12 protein-coding genes are annotated in these 17,675 nt (G+C 63.3%); 6 read left to right on the plus strand and 6 right to left on the minus strand.

What is annotated here, in order from left to right:
• Positions 1–148 precede the first annotated feature (148 nt).
• Both Q7S20_11960 and Q7S20_11965 read left to right on the plus strand, forming a co-directional pair.
• The gene (locus Q7S20_11960; GenBank protein ID MDO8502547.1) at positions 149–403 is read left to right on the plus strand and encodes a type II toxin-antitoxin system VapB family antitoxin; all 255 of its coding nucleotides are present in this window, start codon (positions 149–151) and stop codon (positions 401–403) included.
• A gap of 2 nt (positions 404–405) precedes the next feature.
• A complete protein-coding gene (locus Q7S20_11965) occupies positions 406–801 on the plus strand; it encodes a type II toxin-antitoxin system VapC family toxin (GenBank protein MDO8502548.1) in 396 nt (131 codons plus the stop codon).
• Positions 802–820: 19 nt separating this feature from the next.
• Here Q7S20_11965 and Q7S20_11970 read toward each other — a convergent pair whose 3' ends face one another.
• The 6 genes from Q7S20_11970 to sprA form a co-directional block, all read right to left on the minus strand.
• Positions 821–2,014, minus strand: a complete 1,194-nt coding sequence (locus Q7S20_11970; GenBank protein ID MDO8502549.1) for a type II secretion system F family protein — start codon at positions 2,012–2,014, stop codon at positions 821–823.
• An 85-nt stretch (positions 2,015–2,099) separates the two neighbouring features.
• Entirely contained in the window at positions 2,100–3,254 is a 1,155-nt protein-coding gene (locus Q7S20_11975) for a type IV pilus twitching motility protein PilT (protein MDO8502550.1), read from the minus strand.
• A gap of 183 nt (positions 3,255–3,437) precedes the next feature.
• The gene (locus Q7S20_11980; protein MDO8502551.1) at positions 3,438–5,264 is read right to left on the minus strand and encodes an ATPase, T2SS/T4P/T4SS family; all 1,827 of its coding nucleotides are present in this window, start codon (positions 5,262–5,264) and stop codon (positions 3,438–3,440) included.
• The gene (locus Q7S20_11985) at positions 5,261–5,767 is read right to left on the minus strand and encodes a helix-hairpin-helix domain-containing protein (protein MDO8502552.1); all 507 of its coding nucleotides are present in this window, start codon (positions 5,765–5,767) and stop codon (positions 5,261–5,263) included. Before Q7S20_11985 ends, Q7S20_11980 begins: the two co-directional genes overlap by 4 nt.
• A 90-nt stretch (positions 5,768–5,857) precedes the next feature.
• Positions 5,858–6,772, minus strand: a complete 915-nt coding sequence (locus Q7S20_11990; GenBank protein MDO8502553.1) for a M28 family peptidase — start codon at positions 6,770–6,772, stop codon at positions 5,858–5,860.
• A gap of 62 nt (positions 6,773–6,834) precedes the next feature.
• Positions 6,835–13,098 (minus strand): cell surface protein SprA, encoded by a 6,264-nt coding sequence (sprA, locus tag Q7S20_11995; protein ID MDO8502554.1) that lies wholly within the window; start codon positions 13,096–13,098, stop codon positions 6,835–6,837.
• Between the two features lie 117 nt (positions 13,099–13,215).
• Between sprA and Q7S20_12000 the strand changes: the two genes are divergently transcribed.
• From Q7S20_12000 to Q7S20_12015, 4 genes are read left to right on the plus strand one after another with little or no spacing between them, the layout of a single operon-like run.
• Positions 13,216–14,931 carry an LptF/LptG family permease gene (locus Q7S20_12000; protein ID MDO8502555.1) on the plus strand — a complete coding sequence of 572 codons (1,716 nt, stop codon included), beginning with the start codon at positions 13,216–13,218 and terminating at the stop codon, positions 14,929–14,931.
• On the plus strand, positions 14,928–16,010 hold the full coding sequence (locus tag Q7S20_12005; protein MDO8502556.1) for an LptF/LptG family permease: 1,083 nt from the start codon (positions 14,928–14,930) through the stop codon (positions 16,008–16,010). The genes Q7S20_12000 and Q7S20_12005 overlap by 4 nt, the downstream gene beginning before the upstream one ends.
• A complete protein-coding gene (locus Q7S20_12010) occupies positions 15,947–16,771 on the plus strand; it encodes an ABC transporter permease (protein MDO8502557.1) in 825 nt (274 codons plus the stop codon). The genes Q7S20_12005 and Q7S20_12010 overlap by 64 nt, the downstream gene beginning before the upstream one ends.
• On the plus strand, positions 16,768–17,670 hold the full coding sequence (locus tag Q7S20_12015) for an MlaD family protein (protein MDO8502558.1): 903 nt from the start codon (positions 16,768–16,770) through the stop codon (positions 17,668–17,670). The genes Q7S20_12010 and Q7S20_12015 overlap by 4 nt, the downstream gene beginning before the upstream one ends.
• Positions 17,671–17,675 lie beyond the last annotated feature (5 nt).

A 17,675-nucleotide genomic window follows, 5' to 3' on the forward strand; every position in this document is an offset into this window, starting at 1 on the left:
GCGATCGTTCACGAGTGGCTTGTGACGCCGTTCGATGGCGGCCGGCACGCGCGAAAAAGTCGCGAGATCGATCAGCCGGAAAACGCAAAGTTGTGATTGTATAGACAAAAAGGTATATTTCTAGAATCTCCTTGTCGTAGAGCTGGTTATGGCCTTCAGCATCAAGAACCCTGAAACGGATCGTCTCGCCAAGGAGCTCGCGAGAGTCACTGGCGAGAGCCTCACAACCGCGGTCACGATTGCGATAAGAGAGCGCCTGGACGAGGTCGGCCGAAAACCCGGGAGCCCGCGTCTGGTCGCGGAGATCCGTCGAATTCAGGAATACGTCGCATCGCTCCCCGACAGAGACTTGCGGAGTCCTGAAGAGATCATCGGGTACAACGAGACCGGACTGCCCCGCTGACAATGGTGATCGACACGTCGGCGATACTGGCGTTGCTGCTCGGAGAGCCTGAAGCAGCCGCGATGGCAAAAGCGCTGTCGGAGGACAACATGAGACTCGTCGGCGCGCCCACACTCGTCGAAGCCGCTGCCGTGATGCTCAACCGAAAAGGAAATGCCGGAGAAGTGGCGTTGGATGCGCTGCTTCAGCGTGCGGACATCACCGTCGTCGAGATGACACCAGCCGCAGCGGATTCAGCGCGCGATGCCTACGCGCGCTATGGAAAGGGAGTGGGGACGCCTCCGGTTCTCAACTATGGAGACTGCCTCGCCTACGGTGTCGCGATGGCGCTTGGGCAGCCGCTGCTGTTCAAGGGTTCGGATTTCGCGAGCACCGACGTGCCGGCAGTGCCGTATTGAACTTGAGGTGCCGGGTCGTCTACTGCACCGCGTTGATCATGTCGAAGATCGGCAGGTACATGGACACCACCATTCCGCCGACCACAACGCCGAGGAACACGATCATCACCGGCTCGAGCAGCGACAAGAGGTTGCTCACCGCTGCATCCACCTCTTCGTCATAGAAATCGGCGATCTTCGAAAGCATCTCATCGAGTCCACCGGTCTGCTCTCCGACAGAGATCATCGAGATCACCATCGGCGGGAACACGCCCGACTTCTTGAGCGGCGCGGCGATGGTGTCACCACCGGCAATGGATGCGCGCGATTCCATGATCGCATCCTGCACCACGCGGTTGCCGGCGGTCTTCGCCGTAATCTCGAGGCCGTCGAGAATGCTCACGCCCGAGCTCACCAGTGTTCCAAGTGTACGCGTGAATCGGGACACGGCGGACTTGCGCAGTACGTCGCCGAGCACGGGAACCTTCAGCAGGAGCCGGTCAATCTTGAGCCGACCGTCCGAGGTGGCGGCATACCTCTTGAACAGGAACACGCCGGCGCCGATCGTGCCAAGCACGATGTACCAGTAGCCCTTCAGGAACCTCGACGCACCCATCACGATTCGCGTCGGCAGCGGCAGCGCCAGGCCGGCGGAAGCGAACATGTTCTCGAACACCGGAATCACGAACATGAGCAGCACGGTCACGGCGATTCCCGCCACGGCCATGATGACGCCCGGATAGATCATCGCGCCCTTCACCTTCCGGATCAGCGCGTCGTTTTTTTCCATGAACGTCGCGAGACGCATCAGAATGGTGTCGAGAATACCGCCCGCCTCACCAGCCGCGACCATGTTCACGTACAGGTTGCTGAACGCCTGCGGGTGCTTGCCGAGCGCATCCGCCACGGTGTTTCCCGACTCCACGTCGAACACGACCTTCCGCATGACATCCGAGAGTGTTTTGTTCTCGCTTTGTTCCGCGAGAATCGTCATCGCCTGTACGAGCGGCAGACCGGCGTTGATCATCGTCGAGAACTGGCGCGTCAGGATGACGATGTCCCGCATCTTGATGTTGCCGCGCTTCGGCTTCTTCGGCGTCGCCTCGTCAATCTTGACGACGTTCAGCCGCTGCCGCCTGAGCTGGGCGATCACGTCATCGCGTGACGCCGCCTCGAGTGTCGCGGTCCGCATTTCGCCCGCGAACGACCGAGCAGTATATGTAAACGTCGCCATCCGGATTCTCCGTTACGTCCTTGAGTCGTCCCCCACCCGCACCGGCACCCCCTCTCGGCTGCCGGCACGGACGGAGGACACAGTTCTATCGCCTGCCCAGCCCGCCGGTGAGCGGCCTCGACGGCGGACCTGGCTTCTGCTCCGCCTCCGGCTCCTTTCCGATCATCCGCAGGAACGCCTCAGGCGAGGAGGTCACCTGGAGCGCGGCTTCCTCCGTGATGTCCTTGCTCATGTAGAGCGCATACAGCGCGTCGTTCTGCGTCTGCATTCCGAACTTCTTGCCGGACTGCATGGAAGAGTAGATCTGATGCACCTTGTCGTCGCGAATCAGCGCGCGAATCGCGGGCGTCACGACGAGCACTTCGGCGGCCATGGCGCGCCCGCGGCCATTCGCGCGGGGCACGAGCGTCTGCGTCACGATTCCCTCAAGCACGAACGACAGCTGCGTGCGCACCTGGGACTGCTGATGCGACGGGAACACATCTATGATTCTGTTGATCGCCTCGGCGGCGGAATTCGTGTGGAGCGTCGCTAACGCGAGGTGACCGGTCTCGGCAATGGTGAGCGCGGCCTGAATAGTCTCCAGGTCGCGCATTTCACCGATGAGAATGACGTCCGGATCCTCACGCAGCGCGTACTTGAGGGCGTTGGCGAACGACTTGGTGTCAGTGCCGACCTCGCGCTGATTGATCAGGCATCCCTGGTGCTTGTGGATGAACTCGATCGGGTCTTCGACGGTGATGATGTGACCCTTTCTCTCGCGGTTGATCTTGTCAATCATCGCCGCGAGGGTCGTGGACTTTCCGGATCCGGTGGGACCGGTGACCAGCACCAGGCCGCGCGGCTTCTCCGCCATTCTGGCGATGGAAGGGGGAAGCCCGAGATCCTGGAACGTCTTGATCAAAAACGGAATCTGCCGGATTACCATCGAGACGCAGCCGCGCTGCCTGAAGCAGTTTCCGCGGAAGCGCGCGAGACTCGCTATGCCGAACGAGAAATCGAGCTCGTCCTCGTTCTCGAACCGCTTCTTCTGGTTCTCGGTGAGGACGGAGTACGCGAGCTGAAGCGTGTCCTTGGGGCCGAGCACGCCGCCGGTGCTGGCGCTCGTGATCTCGCCGTCAATGCGAAGCTTGGGGGATTCACCGGCGACGATGTGCAGATCGGACGCGCCGGCCGAGACCATCTCCTCGAGGAGCGTGCGCAGGTTGAGGGCCATCGCCGGCGGCGCAGGCCCGATCACCGGAGGCGGCCGGGGCGGCTCATGAGCCGCCGGGCCGACAGGTGGTACTGGCGGGGCTCCCAGCGCTGGGCTCGCTTGTGTCGGGTCCGGCTGAAGGATGGCACTCATTCGGTGGCGCTCCAATCTCAGAGGTTACTCGAACAAGGACGATTATCGTCACCCCGGGGTAAACAGCGCCGGGAGCTAAATGCTCGTCTCCCGGACTACGTGACCAAGCGAAGCGATGCCCTTGATGACCTTGAGCCATCCGTCCATGCGCAGCGTCAGCATGCCCTCCGAGATCGCCGCGGCGCCGATCTCCGCCGCTCCCACGTTTTTCATGATGAGCTTACGGAGCGCCGGCGTCATGTTCATTGTCTCGTAGAGTCCCTGCCGGCCCTTCACGCCCGCACCCTGGCACGACTCACAGCCCCGTCCGCGGAAGAAGGGCAGCTCGCAGATCGGCGTGTCCAGCGTCACCTTGGCGAGATACGGCGCGGCGAACTTGGTGGCGCGGGGTTTGGTATCAGCGAGGGCGACGTCGCTGAACTTGAGATCGCGAAGCGTCATGCGCCCGTTGACCTTGGCGATCGCCAGCTCGGCGTCCTCCGGCATGTACTTCTCGGCGCAGTGCACGCAGATCTTCGGAACGAGACGCTGAGCGACGATGAGGTTGATAGCCGACGCGACGTTGAAGCTCTCGATGCCCATGTCGAGGAGACGCGTCACCGTCTCGGGCGCCGAATTGGTGTGAAGCGTCGAGAGCACGAGGTGACCGGTGAGCGCCGCCTTGGTGGCGATGCTCGCCGTCTCGAGGTCGCGGATCTCTCCCACCATGATGATGTTCGGATCCTGGCGCAGGAACGCTCGCAGCGCGGCGGCGAAGGTCATTCCGATCTCCGAGCGCACGAGCACCTGATTGATTCCGAACAGGTTGTACTCGACGGGGTCTTCCGCCGTCATGATGTTGACGTCTATGCTGTTGACCTTGGAGAGCGCGGAGTAGAGCGTGGTCGTCTTTCCGGATCCCGTCGGCCCCGTAACCAGAACCATCCCGTACGGATTGGCGATGGCGTCGAACACCTCGCCCTCGGCGCGGGGCTCGAGTCCGAAGCTGCCGAGGTCGAGGTTGAGATTGCCCTTGTCGAGAATTCGCAGCACGACCTTTTCGCCGAACAGAGTCGGAAGGGTCGAGACACGGTAGTCAATCACGCGGTTCAGGATCTTGAGCTTGATGCGCCCGTCCTGCGGTACGCGGCGCTCCGAGATGTTGAGGCTCGCCATGATCTTGAAGCGCGAGATGAGCGCCGACCGCAGCTTGAGCGGCGGTTTCATGATTTCCTGCAGCACGCCGTCAATGCGATAGCGGACGCGGAGCTCGTGCTCGAAGCATTCGAAGTGAATGTCCGACGCGCCTCGCGCGACGGCATCCGTGAGGAGGGCGTTGATGAGCTTGACGACGGGTGCGTCCTGAACGGCGATCGAGAGCGCCGCCGCCGACATCTCCTCGTCAATCTGCTCGACCAGCTCCACTTCGGTATCGCCGAACTTCGCGATATCCTTGAGGAGCGACTCCATCTGGACTTCGTTCGACTCGTAGTACCGCTCGATGGAGTTTCGGAGCGTATACTCGCCGGCGATGACGGGGAAGATGTCGCACCGGGTGATGAACTTGAGATCTTCGAGGACGCTCGTGCCGGTGGGGTCCACCATGGCGACGGTGAGCGTGCGGCCGTCGCGCTTGAGGGGGAGCACGAGGTGCTTGATCGCCATCTCGGCCGGAATCAGGCGCGCGATGCGCGGGTCGACCTCGAAGTTGGAGAGGTCTACCGCCGGCATGCGATACTGTCGGGCAAGCATTCTCGTCATGTCGGTTTCCTTCACGTACCCGAGCTTGACGAGGTTGTAGCCTACGCGAGTACCGTTTTCGGTCTGTTCCTGAAGAGCATGGTTGAGCTGTTCGCGCGTGATGAGTCCTTCACGTACGAGCATATCCCCGATGCGCTCGGAGATTACGGCAGGTGCGGTCAATTCTCTGTCTCCCCCCGACGCGGTTTCCGTCGGCCCTTGGCGTGACGGGAAGACCGCAAAGATTCTGTGCTTGAAGGACGTGGAAGGAGCGAAAAGGTCACGCTGGAGTCGATCTTCAAGGAGAGCCTGGGACCGATGCCTTTCACACGTTGCAGCTCGTTCAGGCTGCCGAACGGACCGAGGCTGTCGCGATCGGCGACGATCCTGCGCGCCATGGCCGGCCCGATGCCCCGCAGCGTCTCGATCTGCTCCGCGGTGGCGATGTCGAGGTCAATGACCGCGGGGACGACGACCTCGGGTTTCTTCGACTTCCTTCCCTTCCCCTTCTTCCGGCCATGCTTGCGAGCGGAATCCACCGCGTCTATCTGACGCTCGATCGCCGCCTTCGCCGCGGGATCGGCGTGCGCCTCTCCACCGATCGCTCGCGCGACCCGCACGCTTCCGCCGAGTACGATGACGGCGCTGAGGAAGAGCAGCGCCTTCCGTTCGCCGGGGGTTCCCATGTGCGCATCATATCGCTGCGTTTGCCTCTGCCGTCATCGTCTGGTCTTGCGCGACATTCCAATCACGCGCCGGAGCCCCGGAAAAAAGCGCTATCGCAATAACGCCTCGGCAACCTCGCCGACAATGGACAGCGACTTCGTCGAGATCTTGTCGATCGTATCAGTCGGCCGGTGATGGTACGGATAGTCGATGTCGATCACATCGATCACACGATAACCGGCCTGCAGAAGCGGAACGTGATCGTCGGTGATCGCTGACTGCTCCACCGGGAGAAACACCCGGTCGTAACCCAACTCCGCGGCCTTGGACCAGACGCGATCGACGACCTCGGGAGCCTGCTGAACCGAATATCCCTCCTTCTTGATCGCGAGATCCTTGTCGCCGATCATGTCCCACAGCACTCCAAAGATCGGCCTGTATCCCGGCTCGGGTGGATTCTTCGCGAAGAACGCGCTCCCGATCAGAACATCCGCGAGCTTCTCATCGAACTGACCGTAGTCCTCGCCATCCACGAACAGCAGATCAACGCCTGCCGTCGTGGGGTTCTTCTTCAGGGCGTCGCCGAGCGCGATGAACAGTCCGACACCTGACGCGCCATCGTTGGCGCCAGGAACGGGCAGCTGCCGCTGGTTCGGATCCTCCGCGTTATCGCTGACCGGGCGCGTATCCCAGTGCGTCACATAGAGAATGCGATCGGCCGCCTTCGGATTGTAGCGCGCGAGAATATTTCGCATCGGCAGCTGCTTTCCATCCAGCGTCACGTGCGTCCAACTCTGCACGATCACAGTGTCGGCGCGTGCGCGCATCTGCTGAATGATCCAGTCGCCGGCGCGTTGCGCGCTCGTGGTGCCCGGAATGCGCGGTCCAAAGTCCAGCTGCGCCTTCGCATAACGGAGCGCCCCTTCACCGTCGAAGTTACCGCCCTTCGGCTCCCTGCCGCGGCATGCAATGGCCGAGATCAGAACGACGACGGCAAGCGCCACCGCCGCGCGCGGCGAACGCACCCGCGGAATTCGTCGAAGCCTGGAAGAATTGCGATACGCGTGTTGCGAGGGTTCGGCGGATGTCACTTCATGTCCCCGGCAAAGAATTGAAGGTGCAGCACCGCGCTCAGCACGGTCTGGGTAAATCGGCGGTTCAGGTTCTTGTCGAAACTCTCCACGCGCGAGAATACGAAGCTCGAGGAAAGATTCTCGGCAACGTCCGTATCGGCGCTGAAGCTGAACGCACGCCGGCCGTTGTCGGTGAGCCGGCTTTCCTGGCTCAGAGCCAGCGGATTCAGAACGAAGTTATCGCCACGCGTGTCCTGATAGCTGAGCCGGGTACGGATATCGCTGCGCAGCTTCCAATCGGGCGGGACAGCCCACGGCTTTGACAGCTCCACGCTGATGTCGCTGTTCGCGTTCTTCGAGCTGAGCCCCGGACGGGTCTCGCTCCGCTGCGAGAACGCGTATCCCAGACTCGCGGACAGCGGCCGCTGGCCGGCGAACACGACTGCGAGATTCGCGGGATAGCTACGCACCACGGTCTCGCCGCGGTCTACCGCGAACGCCGGCTGTGCCAGCGCATCGGCGCTCTCCGTGCCCCCACCTGGCGACGTAAACAGCTCGGGCTGCCGGCTGTTGACCTGCCGCGTCTGCACGGCACGCGCGCTGCCGCCGATGCTCGATATCACGTTCCGCAGACGATCGGGCTTCATGCTCCACCTGAGGGACAGATCGGGGAACACGACCTGCGTGCCATCGGTCACTGCCTGGCCGTCATCGAGACGGCGCGTCCAGTTCCGCGCGCTGATGAGCTGATACCGGTTGGCGAGACTCGCTCCCAAGGGGAGCAGGATCGTGTGGTTCGCCGAAAGCTGGTTGATGATCCCCGCACTCGTGGCGGCGCTTCCGCCGATCTCCCTGAATCGCCCGACCCCTCCGAACGCCAGCTGATACGACAGTGGCGGCGAGAATGGAGTCTGATCGAAGACGGAAAGCAGACTGCGATTGTAGTTCACGTCAATGGGTTGAATTGCGGTGAGCAACCGGTGCACCCAGCCGGTGCTGTCCAGATAAAGCTGCGCCGCGCGCGGCAGATCCAGCGTCACGCCCGCGGTGCTCGTCTGCGAGCTGCCGAGCCGGCGTGGAAGGCGAACGGTCCCCGCCGAATCCTCGATTCGCAGCAAGCTCAACGTATTCGGATCGCGCAGCATGTTGTACGAGCTTCCGAAATCCACTCGCGGACGCAACCACGCGGAGAACGCCGGCGTGTAGCTGAGGCCCGCCTGCAGCTCTCGCTCGCGCTCGAGACCGGCGTCGGCGCCAAGTATGCGGACGCGGTCGCTGCCGGTGACGATCCCGAGCGGCGTATCGTCGCCATACCCGCGAAGATCCCGAACTGAATTGAAATCGAGTCGCCCAGAAAGCGATTTCGTCGGCCTGAGCTGGAATGACGTGCCGTTCCGCCAGGTACTCATGAGTCCCGCAATCTGACGCGGGATGTCGTCGCGCGCCTCGGCCGGCTTGAGGAATGTCAGACGGCGGTCACTGCCGCGCGTGTACACGCTCGTTACGTGAAGCTCCGCCGGGGACCAGCGCGAAAGCTCCGGCAGCAGCGCCCGCGAGAGATTGTAGTCGAGGCCGACAGTGAGATTGTGCGCTCGCCCGTTCTCGTACTCCGTGCGGGCGGTGCCGGACGTGTATGTGGCGGCGAGCGAAAGATTGTTCAGGAGCGGCGCGAAGCGGGAATTCTCCAGAGGCCTCGCGCGCGACATCGCGAACGTCACCGACGTCGCCGCCGACTTCGGGGTGCGCAAACCCTCGACGATGTCTCCCTCGACGTCGGTGCGCGAGACGAACAGCGGATCACTCGATGTCGCAGCGTAGTTGACGCTCACCGGCACGGACCAGCCGAACCCGCGCGGCAGCAGCTTCTCAAGATGGAACGCGGAGCTGATGTTGAGCGCGTTATCCGTGAGGAAGCTCGGCTCCTCCGCGAGCTGCCGAAAGTTGGGGTCGCGCCGGCTGACGTTCATGCGGATGTCGGCGAAGTCGCCGGCGAGAATCGAAAGCGCCATCTGGCCGGCGAATCCTGCTTCGTCCACGACTCCGCCGAGGCGGATGTCGTCCACCCACAGCTCCATCGTATCGCCCGGTGCGAGCGGACGCGCGGATACACCGACGCCGGTGCGAAGCATTCCAACGGCGAGCTCCTGCACGGACGCGAGATTGGGAGGACTGATTCCCGGATCCGACGTGTACGCGATGTAGCCATCGGAGCATGCCACGTATCGCACTCCGTCCAGGGGAAGCGGAGTCCGCGCGATCAGAACGGAATCGAGCGCGGTGCATGAGTTCTGCGTGATTCCCTGCAGATACGCGTTCTGGATCTCGCCGCGCAGGCGGAAGAGCCGCTGGAAATCCACCTTGACCTCGGGCAGCCAGGCCGAGCGATCGGTGCCGCCGTTCAGCGGCGTCCGATACATGTAGAAATTATTCGGATCGCGGCCGATCTTGACGAAGAATTGAAGGTCGCCGTCCGATCCCCATCCGTTGCGAACTCCGCGCGCCCAGAGCCGGAGCTCCTTGTACGCCATGAAGTTCTTCTGGCCCTCGGGAAAACGGAAATACGCCTCCGCGCGCTCGTACTGGCCGAGTCCTCCGGCGGTGAGACGCAGCGACCGCTCGTTGATCTGAACGCGATTCGTCTGGAAGTTGCTGCGTTTGGTATCGGGCTCGTCCACGACGCCGGGCGGAGACTCGTAGCTGATTCCGCTGGCGAGATTCCTGTCCTGCGTGCCGATGACGCCCGCGTTCACATAGCCGGACCCTCGCTCCTCGGCTCCGACCCCGCGCAAACCGGCATCGCTCCGCTTGAGCCACGGCGCGCCAGTGAGCCGAAGGCGCGCTATCGGCACTTGTGTGAATTCGTTGTCACCGATGCCCGCTCCGGAGATCATCGTGATGCGGAACGCGCGCATCCTTCTCAGCAACGGCGCGCCAAGCGAGTCATCGGCAGTCCGGAACGGAACCCTGAAGAGCACCCAGCAGACGTCCTCCGGCGGTGGTCCGACGACGGTGCGCGGGCTGGTCGAGCACCGTCCGACCCGGCTGAATCCCGCGGAGTCCGCCAGGTTCACGATGTAGCGCCGCAGCTCTTCGGCGTCACGCTCCCCGCTCGCCAGGTTGAGGACGTTGTCGGCGTCCAGGTCCTCTTCGTCGAGACGATTGTTGCCGACCGTGCAGTCGGTGCGCGAGTCGCCGAGTATTCGGATCAGCGAGTATCCGCCATGGCAGATCGCGAAGTTGCCAACCGTTGCCACGACAGCGGGGCGGCCGGGAAGAGTGTCGTTGATCACCGTGATGGCGCCGGCCACATCGCCCGCGAGACCGTTGTCATTCACTCCGACATTGAACGCGCGCGAGAACTGGTCGCGCTCGCTGTCGAGCCTGTCGAATCCCTGGAGCGACTTGCCCGTGTAGGTCGAATCGCGTGCCGAGGACTCCCCCGGCGTGCGTCGCACGGTGAGCGTATCCGGTGAGAAAGAGACTGAATTCTCGGAGATATCGCCAAAATCGAGCACCAGCACCGGATTGCGCGCGCGGCGCGCGCGGCTCACGGGAATCTGTGCCCAGAACTCGATGCTCTCGATGCGCGACAGGTCAGCGCCGGTCGGTCCGAGCGGCGTGCGGATGGAGCGCCATCTCCGCCCTGGCGGTGTCCTTCCCACCGTCCACTGAAACGCTCCCTCGCTGCGCAGCCCTCCGACCGAGAGGGGATAGAGCGTCATCCAGAGCAAGGGCTCGGGGGCCGACAATCCGGTTCCGATGATGTTGGTGAGAGGATCTATGTCCTCGATGCGCGGACGGATCGCGTTGCCGCGCGCGTCGAGGCCGTCACTCTGCCACGCCATCGTCGCCGCCCGGCTGAGATCCAGCGCGTCCGATCCGAAGCGAGCGGGAATCTGACGACCGCGTGCAGGCTGGCTGCTGTAGTACCACTGGGCGTCGGTCAGCGGAACCTGAATGCCGCCCTCGCCCTCGAACGATTCGATGAACGCCTGCCCGGTGGCGTTCGGCTTGGGACGGCTGGCGGCAAATTCACCGGAGACGTTGATGCGCGACGGCGCTGATGTTTCGCCATATGGAAGGCGCGACATGAGCGACGTCAACGCAGATGCATCGAAGCTGAATTGCGCCGTTACGCCCGCAACGAGCGACGCAGCGGGCTCGAATCCGAGCGGCGGACGGTTGAACGTGCTGTTCTGCGTCTGCGAGATGGCGGTGAAGTTCACGCTGCCGTTGGTGAGTGGGAACTCGGCCGTCACGCCCAGTATCGAAGTCGGCGTTTCCGCGAACAGCGGATTCTCCTCGAACTGCGCGGTGACTTGCCGCGGCCTTGGGAAAAGCGTGTCAGGCCGCGCGAAAGTCACCCGTCCGAGATCGTAATCCACCGAGTAGTCGGTCCCGCGAACGAGCGGAATCCCATCCACCGAAAGACGTTCGGAGTTGGGTCGCACCTGCACGGACCCCAGCATGAGCGAGCCGCCCTCCCCGCTTCCCTCGGCCTGGTATCGCACGCGGATGTGATACACCGACTGGGGGCGCTGCGCCGATTTCACGTACTCGGACGGCGTCGTGTAGATAGTGTCATTGGACGGATTACCGCCGCGGGCAAGGCCGTTTTTCGCGAATGGCCGCAACGATGGGAAAACAAGGAACTGATCCCGTATCACGGGGGCCGCGGATGCGCCAAGGCTGAGCTCGAAGTTGGGGTCGGAGGGGCGCGGCCAGAGTCGGTTCTCGATGTCGAACGTGGACGTGTTGGTCCGCTGCGCGAGACCGAACAGCTGCAGATAAGTGTTGGCCGTCTGCGTCTTCGATTCGACCGCCTTCTCCTGATCGTCGCTCGTTCCCGTCACGACCTTCACGACGACGCTCGGCCGCCGCATTTCCGGCCCGCCGATGCGGTAGACGCTGCGGATCTCGCGCTCGAACGCCGGGTCCGAAGGAGTCACCTGTGGATCCCAGAGGAGATTCGCGAACTGCTCGGCCTGCGACCGGTACTCGAGATCGGGGGTGCCGCCGGTGGAAACGTGAATCGTGTCCTGCCCGTTCACGCGGACGCGATACGCGACGATGAGGCGCTCGTTGTTGAGCGACAGCGGACGCACCAGCGCGATCCACAGCTGGGAAGGATCGACATAGTAGTCCACGCCTTCACGCAACCGCTCGTACACCGGGCCGCGCCGCGACCGTGGATCGCCGAGAATGCGGAATTGTGGCCCGCTCGGATTCGGAGGCTGTCCGCCGATCAGCAAACGGTAGAGATAGATGCGCGTGGGCCGCAGAGTGTCGGGCAGCGACATCGCCAGCTGCTCCATCCGGCGGCTGTCCAGAATGTCAATGTTGGGATAGGTCGCGCCGAGCAGCTTCGGCGGGATCGTGAAGAAGAATCGCCGCGCCTCGAACTGGTGATCCTCGATACGCCGGTCCACCGCCGACACCGTTCGGTCGCCGACCGTGAAGACGCGGTCACTCACGATGTTTCCCTTCTGTTGGGCGATGATTCCGCGGAAGCGGGCGGAGCCGAGCTTCGCGATCGCCTGGAGCCCGTAGTTGCCGCTGGGAATTCCGGCGGTGATGAACCGCGATACGGGCGGCTGGAAGGTGACGTTGCCGAGCTCGATCCGCTGGATCGTCTCGCTTCCCTTCCCTTCATAGCTCACCGAGATGTTGTTGGATCCGTCGAACTCGCGCTGCGTGTCGTAATCCACGTCCACGTGGACGCGGTCGGCGACCACGCCGCCGGAGCGCGTGTTGAACTGGAAGTCAATGAGTGGGAGGAAGTTGCTCTGGCAGTCGAACACGGGCTGCACGAATCCGCTGACTGCGCAGCGCTCGTTGAGATTCTTCTCACCGCGGAGCTCCATTCTCGCGTTGAGCTGAAGTGTCAGATCGGAATGCTCGGCGATGATGTCGCCGGCGCGGGCGGCGACTTTTCGCTGCGACTTGTCGTCCGGCTCGGTGGCGAAGGACGGGGGCTTCTCGGATGTGGCGAAGGTTGAGGCGGCGACCTGTCCCCATACCGCCTGGATGATGGCACGGGTGTTCTGCTGGAAGGCGGTCGCGCGGGCGGCCTCGATCTGCTCGACGGCGCGCCGATAGCTCTCGCGCTCGGCCCGGGACAGAACCGAGGGCAGGCGTATCGGGACCGAGTCCTGTCCGATTCGAATCCGCAGGCCAGGAGGCACGGCGACCGTATCGCGCGGCACGGGAATCGAGTCCCGGACGGGCGGCTTGACCGTATCCGCCGGCACGATTTGGGCTTCGGCGGGGAATGCCACGCACGCGAGCACGACGAGCGCGCATATCGCGGCCCGGAGGTGTACGAGATCTGACCGTGACCAGCGCGCCTCCGGCGCGGGGTCACAGGTGCATCGGCCCCCCGTATATTTCACCCCGTGAAGATACTCCACAAATACGTCCTCAAGGAGCACTTCGGACCCCTCGTCTTCGCAATGACAGCGCTCACGTCGTTGTTGCTGCTGCAATACATTGCGAAGCGGTTCGGAGAGCTGGTCGGCAAGGGACTCCCGTGGAGCGTCATCGCGGAGTTTCTCGTGCTCTCCATTCCGCTGACCGTCGCACTGTCGCTTCCGATGGCCGTGCTGGTTGCAACCTTGTACGCCTTCAGCCGGCTGGCGTCGGAGAACGAGATCACGGCGCTAAAGGCGAGCGGGGTGAGCCTGCGCAATATGCTCACTCCCGTCCTGTGGGCAGCCGTCGGAGTGACGCTGTTCATGGTAGCGTTCAACGACCAGGTTCTCCCACGCGCGAATCACCGGCTTCGCACGCTTCAGGGAGACATTGCGCAGAAGAAGCCGACGTTCGGGCTACGCGAGCAGGCGATCAACGAAGTAAGCCCCGGCAAGCTGTATCTCCGCGCCGGGCGGCTCTCCCAGACTTCCAACGTCATGCGAGAGATCACCATCTACGACCTCGGGGATCCGACACGCCGCCGCACGATCTACGCGGACAGCGGGCACATGGCGATGTCGGCCAATCAGGCCGACCTGCAGCTGACGCTATACAGCGGAACAGTGCAGGAGGTTCCGACCGACAAGCCGGAGCAGCTTCAGCGACTGTACTTCAAGACGCAGCTGATCCGCGTTGCCGGCGTGGGCAACGAGTTCCAGAAGACGACGAACGACACCTACAAGGGTGAGCGTGAGATGTCTGTCTGCGAGATGGAGCGGAACGCTGCAGATGCCCGGCGCCGCTTCGTCGAGGCGAGAAAGGAGTATCGCGAGAAGGTCGCACTGGCTGGGCAGCGAAAGGTGAAGCTGTCCAGGGAAGCGCTGGCGACGCGGACAGTGGAGCCGGTGGACATTGGCCTTGGTCACGCTTACTGCGCGCTCCTCGCCAGGACCAGGGTGAAGGAGCTGATCGCGCAGACGTCGGCGGTGCAGGATCCGGTGAAGGCGCGCACCGATTCGACGCGCGCCGGCGTGGATTCAGCGGCAGCCACGAGCCTTGTGCAGTCCGCGCCGGTGCAGTCCGCGCCAGTGCAGTCCGTGCCGGTGCAGTCCGTGCCAGTGCAGTCCGTGCCGGTGCACGCGCCGCCCGTGCGCGCTCCGTCGCAGGGCGTCTCCATTCCGGCACCTTCCCCGAGTGCGGCGAACACCGGCTCGGCCGTACCGCCGCAGGCGATTCCGAATGAAGTCATACCGGGTCAGGTCGAGGCCGCACGGCTTCGGCTGATCGACTCGCTCCGCAGCATCAACCGCTTCGACGTCGAGATCCACAAGAAATTCGCGCTCGCTGGGGCCTGCTTCATCTTCGTGCTCCTCGGCGCGCCTATCGCGCTGCGCTTCCCGCGCGCGGGGGTCGGCCTCACGATCGGCGTGAGTCTGGTGGTGTTCGGCCTGTACTACGTGGGCCTCATCGCCGGTGAATCGCTCGCACGGAGAGGTATGGTGCCCCCGTTCGTCTCGATGTGGATCGCGAACGCCGTATTCGGCGTGCTCGCGCTGGTGCTGCTGGCGCGGATGGGCAACGAAGCGGCCTCGTCACGCGGCGATTTCCGCGAGGTGCTCGACAACCTGAGGTATCGGTTCAGGCGCCGTCATCAGCGGGTGGCCATTCCGCGGAGCTCCCCTCGGGCCAGCGAATCGTGAGCCTGGTCCGCCCGTTGGACCGGTACGTATTCTCGGAGTGGTTCAAGATCTTCCTGGCGACGTCGCTGGGTTTTCCGCTGCTCGTGATCCTCTTCGACGCGACGGACAATCTCGACAAGTATCTCGCCAGGAAGCTGCCGCCCGGCGACATCGCGATGAGCTACCTGTACGGGCTGCCGGACTCGGTCTTCCTGATCCTGCCTGCGGCGGTTCTTTTCGCGACGGTCTTCTCCATCGGCTCGTTCACGCGTCACTCGGAGATCACTGCCGGCAAGGCCTCGGGAGTGAGCTTCTACAGATTCATCGCGCCGATCTTTCTCGGCGCGGTGATCGCCGCCGCGATGGGGCTCGTCATCGGCGAGTACGCACCCCTCGCCACCAAGCGGAAGCTCGAGTTGCTGGAGCGGCAGACGGTAAACACGACGAGCCAGCGATATAATTTCGCGTATGCCGCGGACGCCGGACGGGTCTACAAGATCCAGACGCTGTTCGTGGCGCGGAAAGCGATTGACGGCGTGACGATCGAGCGGAAGGGCATGGGCCCGAGCTATCCGTCATACATTCTCAGCTCGCGGTCGGCGACGTATGATTCCCGGAAGGGATGGAAGCTGGCGAACGGAACGATGCACGTCCTTCTCGATTCCCTGGACAACATGACCTACTCGTTCGACTCGGCGCGCGACAACAGGTTCACCGAGCAGCCGCAGGATCTGATGCTCACTCCCAAGGCGCCGCAGGACATGAACTTCCGCGAGCTGGGGCGATTCATCAGGGCGATGGAGCGCTCGGGCGCCGATGTCAACGTGCTCAAGGTCGAGCAGATGCTGAAGATCGTGATCCCGATCACCAGCGTGATAATCCTGCTGTTCGCGGCATCGCTCGCCACGAGCACGCAGCGCGGAGGAGCCGCCTACGGCGTGGGTCTCGCGCTCGGAACCACGGTGATCTTCATCTTCCTCGTGCAGCTCACGAAGGGGCTCGGCGGGAACGGTCTGATTCCGCCGGAGATCGCTGCGTGGACGCCGAGCATCGTATTCGGCTTGCTCGGCGTGATCCTTTTCGCGAGGGTCCGCACCTGACGCGCGCGCTCAAGACACTTTTCGCGCGCATCGGCGAGCGGGGGTATTTCCTTCGCGACATCGGGCGCGGCTTTCGGGATCCGAAGACGTACGGCGCGGAGACGATCCGCCAGATGAGAAACATCGGCGTGGATTCCCTTCCGCTCGCGGCGATCGTAGCGGCGTTCATCGGCGCGGTAACGGCGTTCCAGACGAGGTATCAGCTGTTCGGTGGGGTGCAGCTTTCGGTCGTCGGTCTGATATCGCGCCAGTCCATCATCCTCGAGCTCGGGCCGCTGCTGACGGCACTGGTGCTCACGGGACGAGTCGGGGCGCGCATCACGGCCGAGATCGGGACGATGCGCGTCACGGAGCAGATAGACGCGCTGGAGACGCTGGCGTACGATCCGATTGCGTATCTGGTGGTGCCGCGACTCATCGCTGCGATCATCATGGTGCCGATCCTGACGATCCTCGCCAATGCGATCGGCGTGGGGACGGCGTTCATGACGGCGGTCCTCGCGACTGACGTGACGAGCGCCGCGTTCTCCGAGGGACTGCGGCTGGCGTTCGCCCCGTTCCAGATCGTGTACAGTATCATTAAGGCCACGGCCTTCGGTGGAGCGATCGCCTTCTTCTGCTCCTACGAAGGGTACAACACGACCGCGGGCGCCGAGGGAGTCGGGCGCAGCACGGCGCAGGCCGTGGTCATCACATCCGTGGCAATCCTCGTTCTGGATGCGCTCACCGCACTCCTGCTCGCACCTTACCTACAGGCATGAAGAAACGCGACGACGTACTCGTTGGAATCGTAATGGCGGTCGCACTAATCGTGGCGATCATCGGCTCACTCTGGCTGGCGCGCGGTGGCCTCTCCAAGGGCTATGCGCTGTACGCCAAATTCCCCTGGTCATCGGGTCTCAAGCAGGGACAGCCGGTGCTGCTCGCCGGCGTGAACGTCGGCTACGTGGACCAAGTCGAGCTTCGCCAGGACGGAACGGTTCTCACGACTTTCCGCGTCGGGGATCAGTACAAGGTTCCGCAGGGAACTGTCGCGACTGTGATTCCGAACGGAATCTTCGGGGACATGGCGATCGCGCTCACCCCGAGGACGCCGAATTCGCTGTTTATTCCGAAGAACGACACGGTGGCGGTGGGCCCGAGCGCGCCGGGCCTCGCACAGCTCACGGGCAAAGCCGATTCAATCTCGACTTCGGTCAACGCGATAACGACGGCATTACAGAAGGAGCTCGTCGCATCGGGTGGCATCACCGATCTGCGCCGCAGCCTGGCGGCGTCGAATCAGCTCATGGTCAGCATGAACCGGCTGGTTTCGGAGTTCAGCGTCATCGCCGCGGAGCAGAACCGGCAGCTCACCGCCACCCAGGTGTCGCTTCGAAGCGCGACGTCAGGCGTCGATTCGGCGAAGATCGACTCGACTCTCAGGAACGTGCGCGAAACTTCCGCGAACATGGCGGTGCTGACGGCCGACTTCAGGAAGACGAGTACCCGGCTGGATTCGATCGTGAACAAGGTCAATCAGGGCACGGGCACCGTCGGACTCGCGCTCAACGATCCCGGCGCGTACAACGATGTCCGCGCATTGATTCAGCACATGGATTCGATACTCGTGGATTTGAAGCGCAATCCGCGGCGGTATATCAACCTCAAAATCTTCTAGAAGAC

Source organism: Gemmatimonadaceae bacterium (assembly GCA_030647905.1).
In the GTDB taxonomy this organism is placed as follows: Bacteria; Gemmatimonadota; Gemmatimonadetes; order Gemmatimonadales; family Gemmatimonadaceae; genus UBA4720.

Excerpts from the sequence above, each read along its gene's own strand:
- Q7S20_11960 (MDO8502547.1), top strand. The coding sequence starts at position 149 with ATGGCCTTCAGCATCAAGAACCCTGAAACGGATCGTCTCGCCAAGGAG.
- Q7S20_11965 (MDO8502548.1), top strand. The coding sequence starts at position 406 with ATGGTGATCGACACGTCGGCGATACTGGCGTTGCTGCTCGGAGAGCCT.
- Q7S20_11970 (MDO8502549.1), bottom strand. The coding sequence starts at position 2,014 with ATGGCGACGTTTACATATACTGCTCGGTCGTTCGCGGGCGAAATGCGG.
- Q7S20_11985 (MDO8502552.1), bottom strand. The coding sequence starts at position 5,767 with ATGGGAACCCCCGGCGAACGGAAGGCGCTGCTCTTCCTCAGCGCCGTC.
- Q7S20_12015 (MDO8502558.1), top strand. The coding sequence starts at position 16,768 with ATGAAGAAACGCGACGACGTACTCGTTGGAATCGTAATGGCGGTCGCA.